We start from the raw sequence: 18,735 nt of genomic DNA on the forward strand, positions 1-18,735 counted from the left end.
TAACTTTATTTTATCAGAAGTGGTCCTTATTTTAATTCAAAAATAAACAAAGCCGGTGAAATTTTACTTATTGTAAAATTTCACCGGCTTTTTCATCTCAGAGGTGGGTTTTGTCCCAGCCTCATTTTTTATAAAAAGAACGCTTCTCTAAATAATTTTTTGGCATTCATTTGTATCATCACTAGTTTAGTGTATTGTATTAAGACAAAGCTCTATTACTCAAAAGCATATCGATAGAGCCCTAAATATAACGGAAAAAGAAATATTAACCCAATACTCCGTGCCCATATAGGAACTTCTTCATCGGTTGGATAAAATAGTGTAAATAGAATATCCCAAACTAATATGATGACAAAAGCCAACTTCCAAAAGGTTGAGTTGAGCATTTGAATATTTGTTACATACCCGAATAATCCTACCCAAGTAATAATGGAAAGGAAAAAATCAAACTTTAGAGAAGAAGTTTTATTTGCTTCTCTTCTGAAGGCAGCAATTGAAGCTGTTCCAAGCAAGGCTAAATAGAACGTCCATAATGTCATAGCAGTATCCCCTTTATTGTGAAATACTTTTATTATAAAGGGGAGTAATAACGACTACTAGGGAAGAATGTGAGTTTAGTTTAGAATGAGATAAAGTGATTCATTAATTGTTAATAGTAATAATGAGAGTGGTTGAGGAGTTTGAATGACCAAAGAAGCGTGTAAATAACCATCATCAGATTTTATGATACATTGAAAAATCGCCAGCTGCATCTTATAAAGGGAAATATGTGCTATACTAATGAAACGATAATGCAGTGATGATAAGGGGCAAACAGCAATGGATTCGAATAAACAAATGACATTACTACAGCAACAAAAGTGGCGAGTGATTGACCAAACGAGCTTAGGACCGATGTTCGGTGCACTTCAGTCTTTTGCGATGGACGATACACTTTGTACTTCTGTGGGTGTAGGGGATTCAGCACCAACGGCAAGGGCATGGGTCCATCACGATACAATTGTCCTAGGCATTACGGATACGAAACTTCCATATTTACAGAATGGTCTAGCTGAGCTAGAAAAAGAAGGCTACCAATACATCGTACGTAACTCAGGTGGCTTAGCTGTTGTTTTAGATGAAGGAGTGCTAAATATTTCACTTATTTTCCCAGATACGGAAAAAGGGATTGATATTGATCGTGGATATGATGCAATGCATCAACTTATTGTATACATGTTCAAGGACTTTGCTGTAAATATTGAAGCAAAAGAAATTGTCGGCTCGTATTGCCCAGGGAGCTATGATTTAAGCATTAATGGACGTAAATTTGCAGGTATATCTCAACGTAGAGTTCGAGGTGGTGTTGCAGTTCAAGTTTATTTATGTGTAACAGGAAGCGGAAGTAAGCGTGCAGAAGTTATTCAACGCTTCTATGAAGAAGGAAGTAAAGGAATAAAGACCAAATTTGAATACCCTTCAATTCGTCCAGAAGTTATGGCTTCTTTAACAGAACTGCTAGGGGTAAAGTTAAGTATACAGGACGTCATGCTTCGCTTTCTCACAACATTAAAAAGTGTTAGTGAAATGCTACTGCCTACAACTCTAGAAGGAGAAGAACTTGTCCTTTACGAGCAATACTATCATCGAGTAGTGGATCGTAATTCGAAAGCATTAACCATATAAAAAGGAAGCAGATATTTTTATCTACTTCCTTTTCTCCTATTTACAGAATTCTTCGTTCCTTTTAGTCTCGTTCGGACAAGATATTAAAGATACGAAGAATACTTAGTAATAAGTTAATAAAGTTTAAGTATAAACTTAATGCCATTAACGGAATCTCATCTAATGTCATACCGTATTGTTTCATTCGGTTAAAGTCATATAGAACAAACCCACTAAATACGAGAACACCAATAAATGAAAATGCTAACATACCAGAGCTATTAATTGGCACGAAGATATTATAGATACTAATCACAATAAGTGCTAACAATGCAGCGAACAACATGCCTCTTAAGAAAGTTAAATCTCGTTTCGTTGTCGTAGCGTAAAGGGCAAGGCCTGTAAATACCGTAAAGGTCGTTCCTACTCCAAGAAGAACTAAATCAGCCCCCATACTTTGTAAATAATAGTAAATGGCGGGGTACATTGTAATTCCTGAAATGAACGTAAAGGTATATAAAAAAGTATAGGAAATGGCCTTTTTTCTTCTCAAAAAGAAGGCAAACAATAGCATACCAATCTCGATAGCGACAAGTGGAAGAAAGAGAGCGGGAGGAACGAACATACCGGCAATCATACCGAGAACGGCAAAGGCTAATGAGACGGCAAATGCTCTTAATACAGCAGCAAGTGGTGCTTGAACGGCTTCTTGATACATTCAACATTCTCCTCAAATTATCATTTTTTTCTATATATGAAATGATAACGTAATTATGATAAAAAATATAGAGTGAGTTTGTAAATATAAAAGAAGCTGATGAATTCATCAGCTTCTTTTATATTTATATTTGAAGTAATAACGTTACCACTTCTCATTCTTAACTCAAAGAGGGGAATGTTGAAATGGCCTCTTATTACTCTGCCATTTTTTCTAAGTTCCCATTTCGGTCCATCTTGAACGTTGGGGTTTGACGATCCTCTTCATCGAATAATACGAGTTTACGAGCACGGTTCATAATTTGCATAAGTGTTTCGTAGTCTTCCTGCATTGTTACAGAATTTTTTTCGAGTTCATTTACCTTGATTTGTAACTCGTTTTTTTGCTGCTTATGTTCGGCTATTTCGTGCTTTAAGCGTTGGTTTTCACTTTTTAATATATCTGTTTGATAATGTGAAGAGCCAAGATTTTGCAAGAATAGAATGACTTTTTCTAATGTCATATCTCCCTTTGTGTCAGAAGTTATATTACTTTCATCTACTAAATTAATTGGTTCAACGTACTCTTCCGCCTGCATGTCTAAGGAGAAATCTTGTGTCTCAGGCTTGATTTCAGCACTTGTCTCTACTTCCACCTCTAAAGCTTCAAGTTCAGCGAAGGACGGAGTCGGCGGTTGATAGAGTAGTTTTTTCTTGCCTCCTTGATCTTTTCCAAGGATACGTTGGCGTTGTTTTCGTTGCTTTTTTGCTAGTTGAAGAGCTTTTTCATATTGATGACGCACAACGGCATTCCAACGAAATCCGCATGCAGCAGATGTGCGATTCAATTTATCACCAACTTCTTCAAAAGCATTTAATTGGGTACTTCCTTCTCTTACGTGTCTGAGAACTGTTTCCGCTAGCAGTAAGTCATTTTCTTCCGACCAAGCATCTTGTCTTGTTTTCATTAACTCATCTCCCATTTCTTAAGGATTTTTCTTATCAACAGTTTGACCAGAGACGGGTTTTTTTATACCAATATTCGAAAATTCCTATTTTCTAGTAGTTTGGTTGGATAAAACTCATTTTTTTCGTTACGCACCATAAGATGGAACTTGCATTACCTTTCGATAAACTGTACAATTTCCTAAGTGAAGATAGATTAGTATGAAGGTCGTCGAGATCTTTTTTATTTTTTATAAAGAAAGGGTTGTTGTCATATGGCAAACGAATTTCGCGTTTGCGATGACTGTCAAGCCGTTAATTTAAAGACACTGATACCAAAGCTTAAGGAAATAGACTCATGTGCGTCTGTAGAAATTGGATGTCAATCCTATTGTGGTCCAGGTCGTAAAAAAACTTTTGCTTTTGTAAATAATCGCCCCGTAGCGGCTTTGACAGAAGAAGAATTAATGGAGAAAGTGAAAAAGAAATTAAAGAAATAATAATAAGTCAATAGAATAATCGCCTTCCCCAAAATGTTAGGGGAAGGTGATTTTTTATCTCTTGTTTTATCCGATAAAACAGATGTGTGAAGCTGTGTCGAAAAATTTTATATGATGATCTAAGTTTCTATAATCAACAGCCTTTATCGTTGGACTTCGTATTTTATTCAATGTGGGTTGAGATGTATGATGAAGGAAAAATAGTTATAATAGAGTTAACAGAATCAACTTCAGTAGGAAGAGGGTTAACGATGGAGTACGCAAAGCAAAAACTAGATGAAGAAAAAGTATTTAAAGACCCTGTTCATCGCTACATTCATGTGCGTGATCGAGTGATATGGGATCTAATAGGAACAAGAGAGTTCCAGCGACTACGACGAATTAAACAGTTGGGCACGACTTATCTCACTTTTCATGGTGCAGAGCATAGTCGCTTTAACCATTCATTAGGTGTTTATGAAGTTATTCGTCGAATTGTGGATGATGTTTTTGTTGGTCGACCTGAATGGAAACAGGAATTTCGTCTATTGTCTCTTTGTGCTGCTCTTCTTCATGATATTGGGCATGGTCCTTTTTCACATTCATTTGAAAAGGTTTTTTCCCTTGATCATGAACAATTTACTCAGCGAATGATCTTAGAAAACACAGAAGTGAATTCAGTCCTACGTCGTGTAGATGAACAATTTCCTAAAAGAGTCGCAGAAATTATTGAAAAAACCTCTGAAAATAAGCTAGTGGTTAGTTTGATTTCTAGTCAAATTGATGCTGATCGAATGGATTATTTACAGCGTGACGCCTATTTTACGGGCGTAAGCTATGGTCATTTTGATATGGAAAGAATTCTCCGGGTTATGCGGCCTCGTGAAGATCAAGTCGTCATTAAACAAAGTGGTATGCATGCGGTTGAGGACTATATCATGAGCCGCTACCAAATGTACTGGCAAGTTTATTTTCATCCTGTGACGAGAAGTGCGGAGGTTGTGTTAACAAAAATATTGCACCGTGCAAAATGGCTTTATCAAAATGACTATGCATTTGAACAAAGGCCAACTCATTTCTTTTCATTATTCCAAGAAGACATTAAACTAGAAGATTACATCCAACTGGACGAGGCCATTATTCTTTATTACTTTCAAATGTGGCAAAACGAAAAGGATGATATATTACGAGACCTGTCAAATCGGTTTATGAATCGGAATTTATTTAAGTATGTAGAGTATGATCCAGCCAAGGAATATAAAAAAGCGATGGAACTTGAAAAGCTTTTTTACCAAATAGGAATTGATCCAGAATATTATTTGATTGTGGATTCATCTTCAGATTTACCTTATGATTTCTACCGCCCAGGGGAAGAAGAAGAAAGATTACCCATTCATTTATTGACCCCATCTGGAGAACTACAAGAGCTTTCAAGAAAATCACATATTGTAAGTGGGATATCTGGGAAGCGAAGAACTGACCATAAGCTTTATTTCCCACAAGATTTATTAAAAGATGATTCTTCTCATAAAAAAATAAAAAAGCAAATACGTGAGATTTTAGATTTATCATAGAGTAGTTTAGAAGTAGGAGATGAATAATGTGTTAAAAGATCATGCCAAAATACTAGGAGCGCTATTGTCTACTAGTGAAGTAGTTGGCCGAAAAAAGCTGCAAAAGATGATTTATATTTCGAAGAAACTATCGTTTCCTTTTCAAGAAAAATTCCAGTTTCATTTTTATGGGCCTTACTCCGAAGAATTGACACAAAGAGTAGAAGAGCTTTGTGATATGGGCTTTGTCAAAGAAATGAAAGAGAAAAAAGGTGGATATTATCAATATCGCTATACGGTCACAAAAGAAGGGCAAGACTTCTTAGAACACTATGAACAGGATATGCCCAAAATAGACAGGTGCTTCAATAACATGAATGAAAGGCCTTCCCGCTTTTTAGAGCTTGTTTCCACCGTATTATATTTTGATGAGCTTGGAAAAGAGGAAGTCATCGAGAAAGTATTTACGCTAAAGAGTAAGCAAAATTATACATTAGAAGAAATTGATGAAGCCTATGATTATATCCAATCGTTAAACAAGTTAAATGAATAAATAAACCTCGTCTCAAGACGAGGTTTATTTATTGTTATAGACAGTTGTAGAGCGCCGGAAAGAGTTACTTATCAGATAAACGCTTTCCACCAACAGCGTAGTGGTTTTTGCTCATCTCTTCGATGAAGACGACAATGTTTTCTTCTGGGGCACCGGTCGTTTCACTAACTGCACCTGTGACTTTTTCTACTAGTGCTTTTTTTTGTTCTTCTGAACGACCTTCTAGCATTTTAACCGTTATGTATGGCATTGATTCATTCCTCCAAACTTGAAAATTTGATACAATCAAAGTAAGTTGTTCAATACAAGTCTATTTATTTCATGGAAAGAATTCAAGCAACGACAAATATTAATTATCTGAAGGAGTAGAAGGATTTGGATTTTTTAGATAGCATTTTGCGATTTTCGCTAGAAGAATTACCGTTTATTGTCATTTCTCTAATTGTAGCCTTTACCATTCATGAGTTTGCTCATGCGTATACTGCTTATAAATTTGGTGATGATACGGCAGCAAAACAAGGAAGGCTAACATTAAATCCTGCACAGCATTTAGATCCGTTTGGAACCATACTGATTTTAATCGCAGGGTTTGGGTGGGCAAGACCTGTACCAGTTAATCGTTTTAATTTAAGTAGGCCACGATTACATAGTATTCTTGTATCATTAGCAGGACCGTTAAGTAACTTTCTAATTGCTTTCCTATCATACGGGATCTATTTAATTCTCGATAACTTTGGTGGGGTTTCGCAATCGATGATGTTTTTTAGGAGTTTATTTGAAATCATGGGTTATCTTAACGTACTATTATTTGTTTTCAACCTATTGCCATTTCCTCCCCTTGATGGATATCGAATTATAGAGGACATCGTTCCGGCAAGGATAAGACCAATCTTAACGAAATATGAACAATATGGAATTTTACTATTTTTGATTTTCATTATTACTCCACTAGATCAATATTTGATCTGGCCTTTTATAAATGGTGGAATATATATCGTATTTAGTGGTTTTTATAGCATTTATCACTTTATTTTATTGCCTTTCCTATAAAAATTCGAGGAGGAAATAGATATGGAAGAGAAGAAAAAGAAAAAAATGGGCTTTAATATTATAAAAGATGAACCGACAGATGGCCACGGTGGATTTGGTGTGGGTTCGTTAACTTTGGAAAATATTTCACCTGTCTTTGTTGATGTTGAAGAGAAAGATGCCTTTATTGATATCGGCGCCATGCATGCTCGAAGTACGGTCGAAAAGGGAATTAAGTTCACGACGAACCGCGAAGATTCCGAAGGAGGGAAAGCGTATTGGCTCGTGTGGGTAACGATAGATCGCAAAGCCGAAGGCCCTTATTACGCTGGAGTTACAGCGTGTGAAATGGTAGTGAATCGTGAGAAAAGAAGAGGATATAAGCTGTTGCCAGATCACGTTAATAAGATGGATAAGTCGATGAAGAGGCATATTATGGTCGAACATATGGACGATAGCTCTAAAATAGTTTTAGCAGATTTTCTAAAAAATCATAATCAAGAGATTTGGGATTTATCAAGCGAACAATTAAAAAAGGCACTAGCAATATAATTCCTATATTTGGAAAAAGAGTGAACAAAGTATGACATTTATTTGAAAGCTTCGTTCACATCTTGCTCACGCTTAAGAAACAAAGTAAACTAAAAGCACATCAGCACAGATGTAAAGCTAGGACATTGAAAACCTCGGGTTCCGCACAAACCCGAGGTTTTCTTTTTTTATTTTAATCATTCACCAGAACGAATTGTTTAAACATACCTACCTATAAGTGGTTTTGATTATCTTAAGAAGTCCATGAAGCGGTCAAATATAGATTTGTTTTCTTTTTTCTTCTCATTTGTGTCTGTTTTTTTTCTAGATCCAGGTGTCTCGATATGATCGAAACAGTGTTCTTTCGGTTCGGTCCCTTTCACGTAATACGTTTTTCGGGCTACTGGACAATCTTCAGTGGCAAGTTTTCCGTTATGAGGATCGACCATTACACTAATGACGTTATTTGATGGCGTAAAATCTTTAATAGGCGTATCTTGTAAGGCCTCTTCCATAAATTGTGACCAAACATGTTTAGCTGCTGTTAAGTCCGTCCTTAACTCTATCTTACGTCTATCATCGTACCCTGTCCATACACCTGCAGTTAATTGTGGTGAAAAGCCAATCATCCAGTTATCCCAGTTAGTAGTCCCTGACTTCCCTGCATAAGGTCGGGTTAATTCATTTAAAATAGTGTTTCCTGTTATATTGGCGTAGCCTGGTATATTTAAGCTGGGATCAAATGTGCCTTTCATCATATGAGTCATAACAAAAGCGAGATTAGGGTCGAGAATTTGCTCTTTTATTGACTTATGTTCATATAAAATATCCCCATTGGCAGCAACTATCTTTGTGATGAAAACAGGATTAATTTTTTTACCTCCGTTGACAAAGTGACTATATGCTGTAACCATATCTAGGACATTTGCCTCGTACGTTCCGAGAGCAGCAGATGGCTTTGCTTCAATCTTGGTTGAAATCCCAAATTTCTTTGCCGTTTTAACAAGAACGTCTTCCCCTAAAAACATATGAGTTTTTACTGCGAAAACATTGTCGCTCAAACCAATCGCTTGTGGCAAGGTAATCGGTCCATCTGCATAAAGATTCCCATAATTATGAGGGGTATATTCACTTTGTCCATCATCAAATAAAAAAGAAGTCAACTCACTACGCATAGTGGTAGAAGGGGTAAACCCTCTTTCTAATGCTGCGTAATATAAAATGGGTTTAATAGTAGACCCCGGTTGACGATAGGCTTGAACAGCCCGGTTATATTGACTTTCTTCATAATCCAATCCACCAACCATCGCGGTTATATGCCCATTTTTAGGATTGATAGCTGTTAATCCGACCTGAAGCCCGCTATCCGGCATATTTTCACTAATTGATTTTTCAGCAGCTTCTTGATGTTTTGTGTTAAGTGTCGTATAAACACTTAATCCGCCTAAATCTAGAGAGGTCTCATCTATTTTTAGTTGTTTATTCAAAATGTTTTTGACGCCATTTAGGAAATATCCATAATTCTCTTTCACATTATGAGCATGTTGACCAACATACACTAGTTTTTCATTTTTTGCTTGAAGCTGTTCTTCCTTTGTAATGATGTCGTCTTCTTCTAATTCTGCTAAAACGATTTCCTGTCTTTCTTTCGCTTTTTCTTCATTTACTAGAGGGGAATAATGATTGGGAGCCTTTGGCAGGCCTGCTAGCATCGCAGCTTGAGCAAGAGAAAGTTCATTGGCTTCTGTCCCAAAATAAAATTGACTTGCCGCTTCTATACCATAAGCACCATGACCATAGTAGATTGTATTTAAGTACCCTTCTAAAATGTCGGATTTACTATAATACATTTCTATTCGAATTGTAAGAGCTGCTTCTTTCAGCTTGCGTTGCCACGTTTTGTCATGGCTTAAAAAGAGGTTACGAGCGTATTGCTGAGTAATCGTACTTGCTCCTTGAACCTTTGCCATTGCTTTCATATCAGCGATAGCTGCTCCTGCAATTCGCCGATAGTCAAACCCATTGTGATCAAAAAAACTCTTATCTTCAATAGAAATGGTCGACTGAATCAAAGCGGGAGTAATATCATCTAATGATACCCAGTAGCGTTTTTCGCCATTATGACTTTCTCCAATTACTTCACCATCGGCAGAGTAATAGAGTGTGGATTGAGGAACGGCTAGGGGAGGCTTTCCTTTTATTTTGGCGTATAGTAATACACCAATGAAGGCAGACAATACCAAAGAGGTGATAATCATACCAATCATGACAAAAGCTCTAACATACTTTATTGTTCTTTTAAACCTTTTATTCGTTATTAGCTCCATATTTGTCACACCTTCTGTGAATAGTAGAGTTCCATCATTGTATTATTATGATGCTTCAAGCACGGTTTTAAACTTCAAGAAGTTTAAAATTTTGCTTGTAATTTTGCTAGATTCGATTATACTTTTTCTGATGTTTGCATTTAGATTATTAGGGAAGGATAAAGGTGATTTCCTACTAAATACAGAAAATAAACAGTTCAATGAGAAAGGAAGATGAAAAATGGCTGGATTTTGGTTTACTGAAAAACAAACAGAAAATTTCGGAATAACGATGAAAATTAATCGTACTTTACATACAGAGCAAACGGACTTTCAAAAGCTAGAAATGGCGGAAACGGCAGAATGGGGGAACATGCTTTTTCTTGATGGGATGGTTATGACCTCTCAAAAAGATGAGTTTGTTTATCATGAAATGGTAGCACACGTTCCGCTGTTTACTCATCCAAACCCAGAAAAAGTGTTAGTCGTAGGCGGCGGAGACGGCGGGGTTATTAGGGAAGTGTTAAAGCACCCAAGTGTCAAAAAAGCAGTACTCGTTGAAATTGATGGAAAAGTCATTGAATACTCCAAGCGATATTTACCAGAAATTGCTGGGGAGTTAGAAAATGAACGCGTTGAAGTAAAGGTAGATGATGGCTTTATGCACATAGCACAAAGTGAAAATGAATACGACGTGATTATGGTTGATTCAACTGAACCGGTTGGTCCAGCTGTTAATTTATTTTCTAAAGGGTTTTATGCCGGCATTTCAAAAGCATTAAAAGAAGATGGAATTTTCGTTGCACAGACGGATAACCCATGGTTTAAAGCCGATTTAATTCAGACAGTACAACGAGATGTTAAAGAAATCTTTCCGATTACGAAGCTGTATACAGCTAATATTCCAACATATCCAAGTGGGTTGTGGACATTCACATTAGGGTCTAAACAGCATGACCCTCTTCAAGTCGATGCTGAACGTTTCCATGAAATAGATACGAAATATTACACGAAAGAATTACACTCGGCAGCCTTTGTCCTGCCTAAATTCGTAAAAGACCTAACAGAATAGAAAAGAAGGTGTATAATAATGCGATTTGATGAAGCATATTCGGGTAATGTGTTTATCAATAGTCACCCCTCTTATGAGGAGAGTTCAGTGGTACTATATGGCATGCCAATGGATTGGACTGTTAGCTATCGCCCTGGATCTAGATTTGGTCCAGCTCGTATTCGAGAGGTTTCGATTGGATTAGAAGAATACAGTCCTTACGTAGATCGTGAATTACAAGAAGTAAAATATTACGATGCGGGAGATATCCCACTTCCATTTGGTAATCCACAACGTAGCATTGTGTTAATTGAAGAATATATTGACACCTTATTAGCAGACGGAAAAATTCCACTTGGTATGGGTGGAGAACATTTAGTTTCGTGGCCAGTCATGAAAGCAATGGCTAAAAAATATCCGGATCTTGCGATTATCCATATGGATGCTCATACCGATTTACGAGAGGAGTATGAAGGGGAACCACTATCACATTCTACACCTATCCGTAAAATTGCCGAGCATATTGGTCCGAACAATGTATACTCTTTTGGCATTCGCTCTGGAATGAAGGAAGAGTTTCAGTGGGCAAAAGACAATGGAATGCATATCTCGAAATTCGAAGTACTGGAGCCATTAAAAGAAATATTGCCAACGCTCGCCGGTCGTCCAGTTTATGTGACAATTGATATTGATGTACTGGATCCAGCACATGCACCAGGGACTGGTACAGTTGATTGTGGAGGAATTACGTCTAAGGAACTACTGGCTTCCATTCACGCCATTGCTCAATCAAATATTGAGGTTGTTGGTTGTGATTTGGTCGAGGTTGCACCAATATATGATCATTCTGAGCAAACGGCGAACACCGCTAGTAAATTAATTAGAGAAATGATTTTAGGATGGATGTAATCCTGAACAAAAAAAGGGAGCAACTACTATTAGTGTGCTCCCTTTTTGCTAATTAATTTTTCTCCTTTTTTGTGTTTACTTCACAAATGATACAAATATTGTGAGGAAATATTCCTTTTTTTGCACAAGCATACTACCATCTATAGGTGGACTATGTTTTTCCCAAGAAGACAATTTCGGGAATGATTGCATTTTTCGTTAAACCTTTTTATACTTAATTAGTTATAAGGATAAAACTATTAAAAGGAGGTGAATTCATTGACAGAACATAAGCGCGATTACACTCCTGTCAAAATTCACCTAACGACAAGTATTAGCCAAGAAGGTGAGAAGGAAACCATTTCGTTCACTACGTTTGGACGGTACTATCAAAAAGCAGGTGCCTATTTTCTAAAGTATGACGAAGTATTAGAGGAAGGAACCGTTAAGACCATTGTGAAGGTGAAAGAGACAACTGGTTTAATTATGAGAAGCGGTGCATTAAAGATGAGGTTGGCTTTTGATTTAAGGACTAAGATGAATGGTTCTTACGAAAGTGCTCACGGAACCTTTTTATTGCAAACAACAACTAAAAAACTCTCACATACTATGCTTTCTGATACAGAGGGAGAAATCTTGTTAATATATGACCTATCGATGCAGGGAAGTGTGGTCGGAACGTATAAAATGAACATTACATATAAGGAGGATTTGGAAGCGTGAATATTGTTGAACAAGTACAAAAGAAGCTAAAGATAGAAATTAAAGAAGCGGTTTTAAAATCAGGTCTCGCATCTGAAGACCAAATTCCAAATGTGATTTTAGAAGCACCAAAAGAAAAGGCACATGGTGACTATTCTACCAATATGGCTATGCAATTAGCTCGTATTGCGAAGAAAGCACCGAGAATGATTGCGGAAGACATCATTACTCACTTTGATAAAACAAAAGCGTCAATTGAAAGCATTGAAATTGCTGGACCTGGATTTATTAACTTCCATATGAACAATCATTATTTAACAGAGCTCATTCCAACTATTCTAGAGAAAAAAGAACGCTATGGTGAATCCACTGCTGGAAAAGGCGAGAAGATTAATGTTGAGTTCGTATCAGCAAATCCAACTGGAGACCTTCACCTAGGGCATGCGCGTGGAGCAGCTGTCGGAGATTCCTTATGTAATGTATTAGAAAAAGCGGGTTATGATGTGACACGTGAATATTATATTAATGATGCAGGGAATCAAATTCACAATTTGGCCATGTCGGTAGAAGCGCGTTATTTTCAAGCGCTTGGTCACGATAAAGAGATGCCAGAAGATGGCTACCACGGAGCAGACATCATTGGAATGGGCGAAGAGTTGGCGAAGGAATTTGATGATAAATATGTTCAAGTTGATGAAAAAGAACGTTATGACTTCTTTCGATCCTACGGGCTGAAATATGAGATGGCAAAATTAAAAAAAGATCTAGAAACCTTCCGTGTGCCATTTAATGTTTGGTATTCAGAAACGTCTTTATATAACAACGGTAAAATCGATAATGCACTAAAGACGATATCAGAAAATGGACATGTGTATGAAGAGGATGGGGCAACTTGGTTCCGCTCCACCGAATTTGGGGATGATAAGAATCGAGTGTTAATTAAAAACGATGGGTCGTATACGTATTTAACACCTGATATTTCGTATCATCAAGACAAATTTGAGCGAGGTCATGACATATTAATTAATATTTGGGGAGCAGACCACCACGGTTATATTCCACGAATGAAGGCTGCTGTTGAAGCTTTAGGCTTTAACCCAGAGAAACTTGAAGTGGAAATTATTCAGCTTGTTCACCTTTATAAAAATGGTGAAAAAATGAAAATGAGCAAACGGACAGGAAAAGCCGTTACGATGCGTGAATTGGTGGATGAAGTTGGTTTAGATGCGGTTCGGTATTTCTTTGCCATGAGAAGTGGCGATACACATATGGATTTTGATCTGGATTTAGCCGTTTCACAATCGAATGAAAACCCTGTTTATTATGCTCAATATGCTCACGCTCGTATTTGTTCGATTATACGTCAAGCAAAGGAACAAGGCATAGAAGTAGAAGGGAAAGCGGACTTTTCGCTGCTAAGTAAGGAAAAAGAAGTGGACCTACTGAAGAAGCTAGGTGATTTTCCTGTCGTTGTTGCTGACGCCGCATTAAAACGTACACCGCATCGTATTGCAACTTATGTTAATGAGCTTTCATCTGCCTTCCATAGCTTTTATAATGCTGCGAAAGTGTTAGATGATAAGAATCTAGACCTTACACAAGCTCGTTTAAGCTTAATAAGCGCAGTTCAAATTACTTTACAAAATTCATTGGCATTAATTGGTGTTTCAGCTCCAGAAAAAATGTAATGAAACTCTTAAAACGGTTTATATTGTGATTCAATTAGTTGGATAAAGTAGAGGATAATGCGTTCCTTTATTCATTAGTAACAAAATTGGGTTTTGACTGCTTCCACCGTTGTAACGCAAGTGGGGGAGTGGCAATAGGTATAGTACTGCAACAAACGAACCCCATTAGTGAGTATTCAAAAATGGGGGTCCTACCTATAAGAGTATTGAAAAATAAGTGCTTTCTATAACGGAAGGAACTATAAAGGATAAATTGAACCTGACACTTTGTACATCATAATAGATGTGAAATTAGGAAATGCTAATTTTAATCGAAGTGATGGAGGCTACAAAATGAAAGTAATACTACTCGCTATAGTGACAGGCTTTATTGTAGGGTTTATTTTTGCTTTATTAAAGCTCCCAATTCCTGCTCCTCCTGCTTTAGCAGGGGTTATGGGGATCGTGGGTGTATACTTGGGCTTCAAAGCCTATGAGTATGTTCAAACTTTACTTAGTTGAATGGACGAAATTTGTTGTAGTATCTAATCGGATAGGGAAAGGAATAGCAGAGTATTGCTTCTAAAAGAGCTACTCTGCTTTTTCCTTTAGCATTTTTCCACATCCCGTCACTCTATCATTCCACGTGCTAAAAACCTTCATAAAGGAATTTGCTCTTGTCGATATTCTTCTTACATAAGGTTTTGAATGAAGAATTGCTCTTTATTGTTAATAAAGCTAGGGTAGTAGCTAAAAAATGATCTTCTATTTGGAAAGAACTAGGTCCTCCACTTTTATTTTCATTATGCTTTGAGTTAGAGATGAGTACTACAAAAGATACTATAATAAATCAGACATGATATGAGCTATCTGCTCTTTAAAACGAATCCACAGTCCGACGTGCTTTAATTCATCCAAAGTCAATAGATGTGACTTCTTCATATCAATTTCAACTGTTTTCATGACGGTAGAGATAACAGTAGGATCAAACACTAAATTCATCATTTCAAGGTTTATAAAGAAACTTCGTTTATCAAAATTAACTGTTCCTAAATCAGCTATAATATGATCAACAATGATTACTTTTCCGTGAAAAAAGCCATTTTTATACTGATGAACCTGCGCACCGAGCGGGAGAAGCTTACGGAAAAACCTAAATGATGCCTCTTTAACAAGTGGATGATCAGGTTCATAAGGAACAAGAATAGATAGTTTTACGCCACGGTTTAAAGCTGAATATAAAGCCTCCTCTAATACTTTAGAAGGGATAAAGTAGGGGGAACCGATGATTAAAGTATGTTGTGCATTTTCAATAAGATTCTTATAAAAGATTTCTATATTGACACCTTCACTTGGGAAAAGTTGGTGCGTACTTGCTCCTTTATTAAGAGGAGGGAATAGAGAGGAATCCTGAAAGAGAGCTGTATTCCCCCAATCGATAAGAAATTCAGTTTGTAGGTCTTTCGTTCCTTCCCCTGTTATACGGAGGTGATAATCTCGCCAAGGGCAAAGCTTTTCTTTTCCCTCATCAATATACTCTTTTCCAACATTAAAGCCGCCAATATAGGAGATTTCCCCATCAATTACCGTTATTTTTCGGTGATTCCGCTTTTGAATAGAAAAAAGTAGAAAGGGGAGCTTTGGTGTTAAAGAGAATTGAACCTGCACTCCTTTTGATTTGAGACGATCTATGATGTTTCTTTTTATTTTATAGCTCCCTAATCTGTCCATCATTAAGCGTACAGTTACCCCTTCAGAAGCTTTCTTTTCTAATAAGTTAAAAAATTCCTGGCTAAAGGAATCATTTTCTACAATGAAAAACAATGTATGGATACTTTTGTTTGCCTGTTCGAAATCAGCCAACATTTGCTTGAAGAGCTCAGGGCCACTCGCGAAAAATTGAATATTACTCTTTCGTTTTGAGTAAGTGCGCTTTTTTTTGTTCTTTTCATAAAAGTACTTACCTAATGAAAAATCAACGATGATCCATATTCCAAGTATTAATAGGATGAAAAGTATCAGTACCCACCACATAATAATTCCCTCTTTCTTACTAAATATCGCTTAGTATGCCCACATTTAAGATTACTTAAAGAAATTGATTGTAAACTATGTGTTTGTTGAAAGAAAAAATAAGGAAAAGCATAAAACATATTGACTGAATGCTCATTCATTATATAATGGAACTAAGGAACATTCTGAAAATTTTAATGTTTGTAAAAGTTTATACAACAAAGGGGGAAAGGTTATGAAACCTTTAAAGGGGGAGAGTGCTAAATGAATATATTACTCATTGTAAACTGGCTTGCGTTTTTATTTGTAACCGCTTACGCCGTTAGTTTATTTGTATATGTTGTGAAAACGAGAATAGCGTTCATTAAGCTAGGTAAGAAAGTAGAATTCGAACAGAATATTAAAGAGCGCTTAAATAAAATTTGGGTAAATGTATTTGGACAGAAAAAACTATTGAAGGATAAGAAAAGTGGCATTATTCATGTCATGTTCTTTTATGGTTTTATATTAGTACAATTCGGTGCGATCGATTTCATTTGGAAAGGGTTAGCTCCTGGGTCTCACCTTCCGCTAGGTCCTTTATACCCAGGCTTCACTTTCTTTCAAGAAATTGTAACACTTACGATCTTAATTGCTGTAATTTGGGCGTTTTATCGTCGTTATATTGAAAAGCTAGTACGTTTAAAGCGTGGATTAAAAAGTGGACTTGTCCTCATTTTTATCGGAGGGTTAATGTTATCTGTTCTAATTGGAAATGGAATGGGGTTAATCTGGCATGGGGAAGAACTAACTTGGTCTGAGCCAATTGCTTCAGCTATTGCTGCTGGAACAGGATGGTTAGGGGAAACAGGAGCAATCGTTATCTTTTACATTGCCTGGTGGGTTCACTTACTGTTCTTATTAGCCTTCTTAGTTTATGTTCCACAATCCAAGCATGCTCATTTAATTGCTGGGCCTGCAAACGTGTATTATAACCGCTTAGATAACCCTGGTAAACTAAGTAAAATTGATTTTGAAGATGAGACACAAGAAACATTTGGAGTAGGAAAAATAGAAGAATTTACACAGCATCAAATGATTGATTTTTATGCATGTGTTGAATGTGGTCGCTGTACGAACATGTGCCCAGCAACTGGGACAGGGAAAATGCTATCGCCGATGGATTTAATTGTGAAATTACGTGATCATCTTACGAATCATGGGGCAGCAGTGACATCTAAACAGCCTTGGGTTCCAACCTTCGCATTTTCTAATACAAAAGGAAATCAAATTGCTTTAGCGAGTAGTTCTCAAGGGGCGGAAGAGGCAGCTGCAGGGTTGGCATATAGTCCAAGTTTAATTGGAGATGTCATTACTGAAGAAGAGATTTGGGCTTGTACAACTTGCCGTAATTGTGAAGATCAATGTCCGGTAATGAATGAACATGTCGATAAAATTATTGACCTTCGTCGCTATCTTGTTTTAACTGAAGGAAAAATGGATGCTGACGCACAACGTGCTATGCAGAATATTGAGCGTCAAGGAAATCCTTGGGGATTAAATCGAAAAGAGAAAGAAAATTGGAGAGACGCACGCGAAGATGTTGTCATTCCGACTGTGAAAGAACTTAAAAAACAAGGTGAGAGCTTTGAATACTTATTTTGGGTCGGTTCAATGGGCGCTTTTGATAACCGAAGTCAAAAAATTGCACTTTCGTTTGCAAAGCTACTGAATGAGGCAGGTATTAAGTTCGCTATCTTAGGGAATAAGGAGAAAAACTCTGGTGATACACCTAGACGTCTAGGAAATGAATTTTTATTTCAAGAGCTTGCTACCGCAAATATAAAAGAGTTTGAGAAAAATGAAGTTAATAAAATAATTACCATTGACCCACATGCCTATAACATCTTTAAAAATGAATACCCTGACTTTGGGTTTGAAGCAGAGGTCTATCACCATACTGAGCTTCTTGCTAAATTAGTGAAGGAAGGGAAGTTAACCCCTCAATATGAAGTGAATGAAAAGATAACGTTCCACGATTCTTGTTATCTTGGAAGATATAATGAAGTTTATTCACCTCCTCGGGAAATTCTTCAAGCCATTCCAGGTGTGGAACTAGTGGAAATGGAACGTAACCGTGAGAAGGGGATGTGCTGTGGAGCTGGTGGTGGATTAATGTGGATGGAAGAAGATACTGGACACCGCGTTAATGTTGCCCGAACGGAGCAAGCGTTAGAGGTGGAACCATCTGTCATTTCTTCGGGATGTCCTTATTGTTTAACAATGCTTTCAGATGGAACGAAAGCGAAGGAAGTTGAGGAAAACATCTCTACCTACGATGTTGCGGAACTTCTTGAAAAAGCTGTTTACGGAAGTAACGAAGGTGCTCTGCACTAACTTCATTATTTAATAATATCGTGATACTCGCTGTTGCCTGTTAACTAAATCGGGACTCCCGCTCATAACGGGCATCGGCGTTTTAATAGAAATAGGTGACAGGTTCTTTGTATTTGCTATTGTTGTGTTTAACCGCTGATCTGTCTAGCTTATAAAGCTGTGGCAACAACAAATAAATAGGCAGATATATATAAAAATTTAGAATTTTTAGCAAAAAATATATAATTTTTTATGATTCTTTTTTATAATAAAAGAGATAATAAGGAATTTATTGGGGCAAAGCGCCCCGTCTTTCTGAGAAT

18 protein-coding genes are annotated in these 18,735 nt (G+C 36.9%); 12 read left to right on the forward strand and 6 right to left on the reverse strand.

Going from position 1 to position 18,735, the window contains the following annotated elements; genetic code table 11:
* Positions 1-215 precede the first annotated feature (215 nt).
* A complete protein-coding gene (locus tag WAK64_RS18450) occupies positions 216-539 on the reverse strand; it encodes a hypothetical protein (protein ID WP_336588481.1) in 324 nt (107 codons plus the stop codon).
* A gap of 280 nt (positions 540-819) precedes the next feature.
* Between WAK64_RS18450 and lipL the strand changes: the two genes are divergently transcribed.
* Positions 820-1,665, forward strand: coding sequence for an octanoyl-[GcvH]:protein N-octanoyltransferase (gene lipL, locus WAK64_RS18455; RefSeq protein ID WP_336588482.1), 846 nt, complete (start codon positions 820-822; stop codon positions 1,663-1,665).
* Positions 1,666-1,726: 61 nt separating this feature from the next.
* Here lipL and WAK64_RS18460 read toward each other — a convergent pair whose 3' ends face one another.
* Positions 1,727-2,362 (reverse strand): Bax inhibitor-1/YccA family protein, encoded by a 636-nt coding sequence (locus WAK64_RS18460; RefSeq protein WP_336588483.1) that lies wholly within the window; start codon positions 2,360-2,362, stop codon positions 1,727-1,729.
* 196 nt (positions 2,363-2,558) lie between these two features.
* Positions 2,559-3,308 carry an RsfA family transcriptional regulator gene (locus WAK64_RS18465; protein WP_336588484.1) on the reverse strand — a complete coding sequence of 250 codons (750 nt, stop codon included), beginning with the start codon at positions 3,306-3,308 and terminating at the stop codon, positions 2,559-2,561.
* A 252-nt stretch (positions 3,309-3,560) separates the two neighbouring features.
* On the opposite strand from WAK64_RS18465, the gene WAK64_RS18470 reads away from it, so the two are divergent.
* From WAK64_RS18470 to WAK64_RS18480, 3 genes are all read left to right on the forward strand, one after another.
* Complete coding sequence (locus WAK64_RS18470; RefSeq protein ID WP_336588485.1) at positions 3,561-3,785, forward strand: YuzB family protein; 225 nt, start codon at positions 3,561-3,563, stop codon at positions 3,783-3,785.
* 251 nt (positions 3,786-4,036) lie between these two features.
* The gene (locus WAK64_RS18475) at positions 4,037-5,338 is read left to right on the forward strand and encodes an HD domain-containing protein (protein ID WP_336588537.1); all 1,302 of its coding nucleotides are present in this window, start codon (positions 4,037-4,039) and stop codon (positions 5,336-5,338) included.
* A 28-nt stretch (positions 5,339-5,366) separates the two neighbouring features.
* Positions 5,367-5,870, forward strand: coding sequence for a YwgA family protein (locus WAK64_RS18480; protein WP_336588486.1), 504 nt, complete (start codon positions 5,367-5,369; stop codon positions 5,868-5,870).
* A 64-nt stretch (positions 5,871-5,934) separates the two neighbouring features.
* Here WAK64_RS18480 and WAK64_RS18485 read toward each other — a convergent pair whose 3' ends face one another.
* The gene (locus WAK64_RS18485; protein WP_336588538.1) at positions 5,935-6,156 is read right to left on the reverse strand and encodes a 2-hydroxymuconate tautomerase; all 222 of its coding nucleotides are present in this window, start codon (positions 6,154-6,156) and stop codon (positions 5,935-5,937) included.
* An 89-nt stretch (positions 6,157-6,245) separates the two neighbouring features.
* On the opposite strand from WAK64_RS18485, the gene WAK64_RS18490 reads away from it, so the two are divergent.
* Both WAK64_RS18490 and WAK64_RS18495 read left to right on the forward strand, forming a co-directional pair.
* The gene (locus tag WAK64_RS18490) at positions 6,246-6,920 is read left to right on the forward strand and encodes a site-2 protease family protein (RefSeq protein ID WP_336588487.1); all 675 of its coding nucleotides are present in this window, start codon (positions 6,246-6,248) and stop codon (positions 6,918-6,920) included.
* A 21-nt stretch (positions 6,921-6,941) separates the two neighbouring features.
* Complete coding sequence (locus tag WAK64_RS18495; protein ID WP_336588488.1) at positions 6,942-7,451, forward strand: YwhD family protein; 510 nt, start codon at positions 6,942-6,944, stop codon at positions 7,449-7,451.
* Between the two features lie 227 nt (positions 7,452-7,678).
* Here the strand turns inward: WAK64_RS18495 and WAK64_RS18500 are convergent, their stop codons facing one another.
* A complete protein-coding gene (locus WAK64_RS18500; RefSeq protein WP_336588489.1) occupies positions 7,679-9,757 on the reverse strand; it encodes a transglycosylase domain-containing protein in 2,079 nt (692 codons plus the stop codon).
* A gap of 220 nt (positions 9,758-9,977) precedes the next feature.
* Between WAK64_RS18500 and speE the strand changes: the two genes are divergently transcribed.
* The 5 genes from speE to WAK64_RS18525 all read left to right on the forward strand — a co-directional run bounded on the left by speE (position 9,978) and on the right by WAK64_RS18525 (position 14,566).
* Complete coding sequence (gene speE, locus WAK64_RS18505; RefSeq protein WP_336588490.1) at positions 9,978-10,808, forward strand: spermidine synthase; 831 nt, start codon at positions 9,978-9,980, stop codon at positions 10,806-10,808.
* An 18-nt stretch (positions 10,809-10,826) separates the two neighbouring features.
* Positions 10,827-11,696 carry an agmatinase gene (gene speB / locus WAK64_RS18510; protein ID WP_336588491.1) on the forward strand — a complete coding sequence of 290 codons (870 nt, stop codon included), beginning with the start codon at positions 10,827-10,829 and terminating at the stop codon, positions 11,694-11,696.
* 258 nt (positions 11,697-11,954) lie between these two features.
* Positions 11,955-12,398, forward strand: coding sequence for a YwiB family protein (locus WAK64_RS18515; RefSeq protein ID WP_336588492.1), 444 nt, complete (start codon positions 11,955-11,957; stop codon positions 12,396-12,398).
* Positions 12,395-14,065: an arginine--tRNA ligase gene (argS, locus tag WAK64_RS18520; RefSeq protein WP_336588493.1), complete on the forward strand. Its 1,671-nt coding sequence runs from the start codon at positions 12,395-12,397 to the stop codon at positions 14,063-14,065. Before WAK64_RS18515 ends, argS begins: the two co-directional genes overlap by 4 nt.
* Positions 14,066-14,398: 333 nt before the next feature.
* Positions 14,399-14,566: a XapX domain-containing protein gene (locus WAK64_RS18525; protein ID WP_336588494.1), complete on the forward strand. Its 168-nt coding sequence runs from the start codon at positions 14,399-14,401 to the stop codon at positions 14,564-14,566.
* A 318-nt stretch (positions 14,567-14,884) separates the two neighbouring features.
* Here the strand turns inward: WAK64_RS18525 and cls are convergent, their stop codons facing one another.
* Positions 14,885-16,078: a cardiolipin synthase gene (gene cls / locus WAK64_RS18530; RefSeq protein WP_336588495.1), complete on the reverse strand. Its 1,194-nt coding sequence runs from the start codon at positions 16,076-16,078 to the stop codon at positions 14,885-14,887.
* 243 nt (positions 16,079-16,321) lie between these two features.
* Between cls and WAK64_RS18535 the strand changes: the two genes are divergently transcribed.
* Complete coding sequence (locus WAK64_RS18535; RefSeq protein WP_336588496.1) at positions 16,322-18,433, forward strand: 4Fe-4S dicluster domain-containing protein; 2,112 nt, start codon at positions 16,322-16,324, stop codon at positions 18,431-18,433.
* The last annotated feature ends 302 nt before the right edge of the window (positions 18,434-18,735 follow it).

The organism is Bacillus spongiae (assembly GCF_037120725.1).
Taxonomy (GTDB): domain Bacteria; phylum Bacillota; class Bacilli; order Bacillales; family Bacillaceae_K; genus Bacillus_CI; species Bacillus_CI spongiae.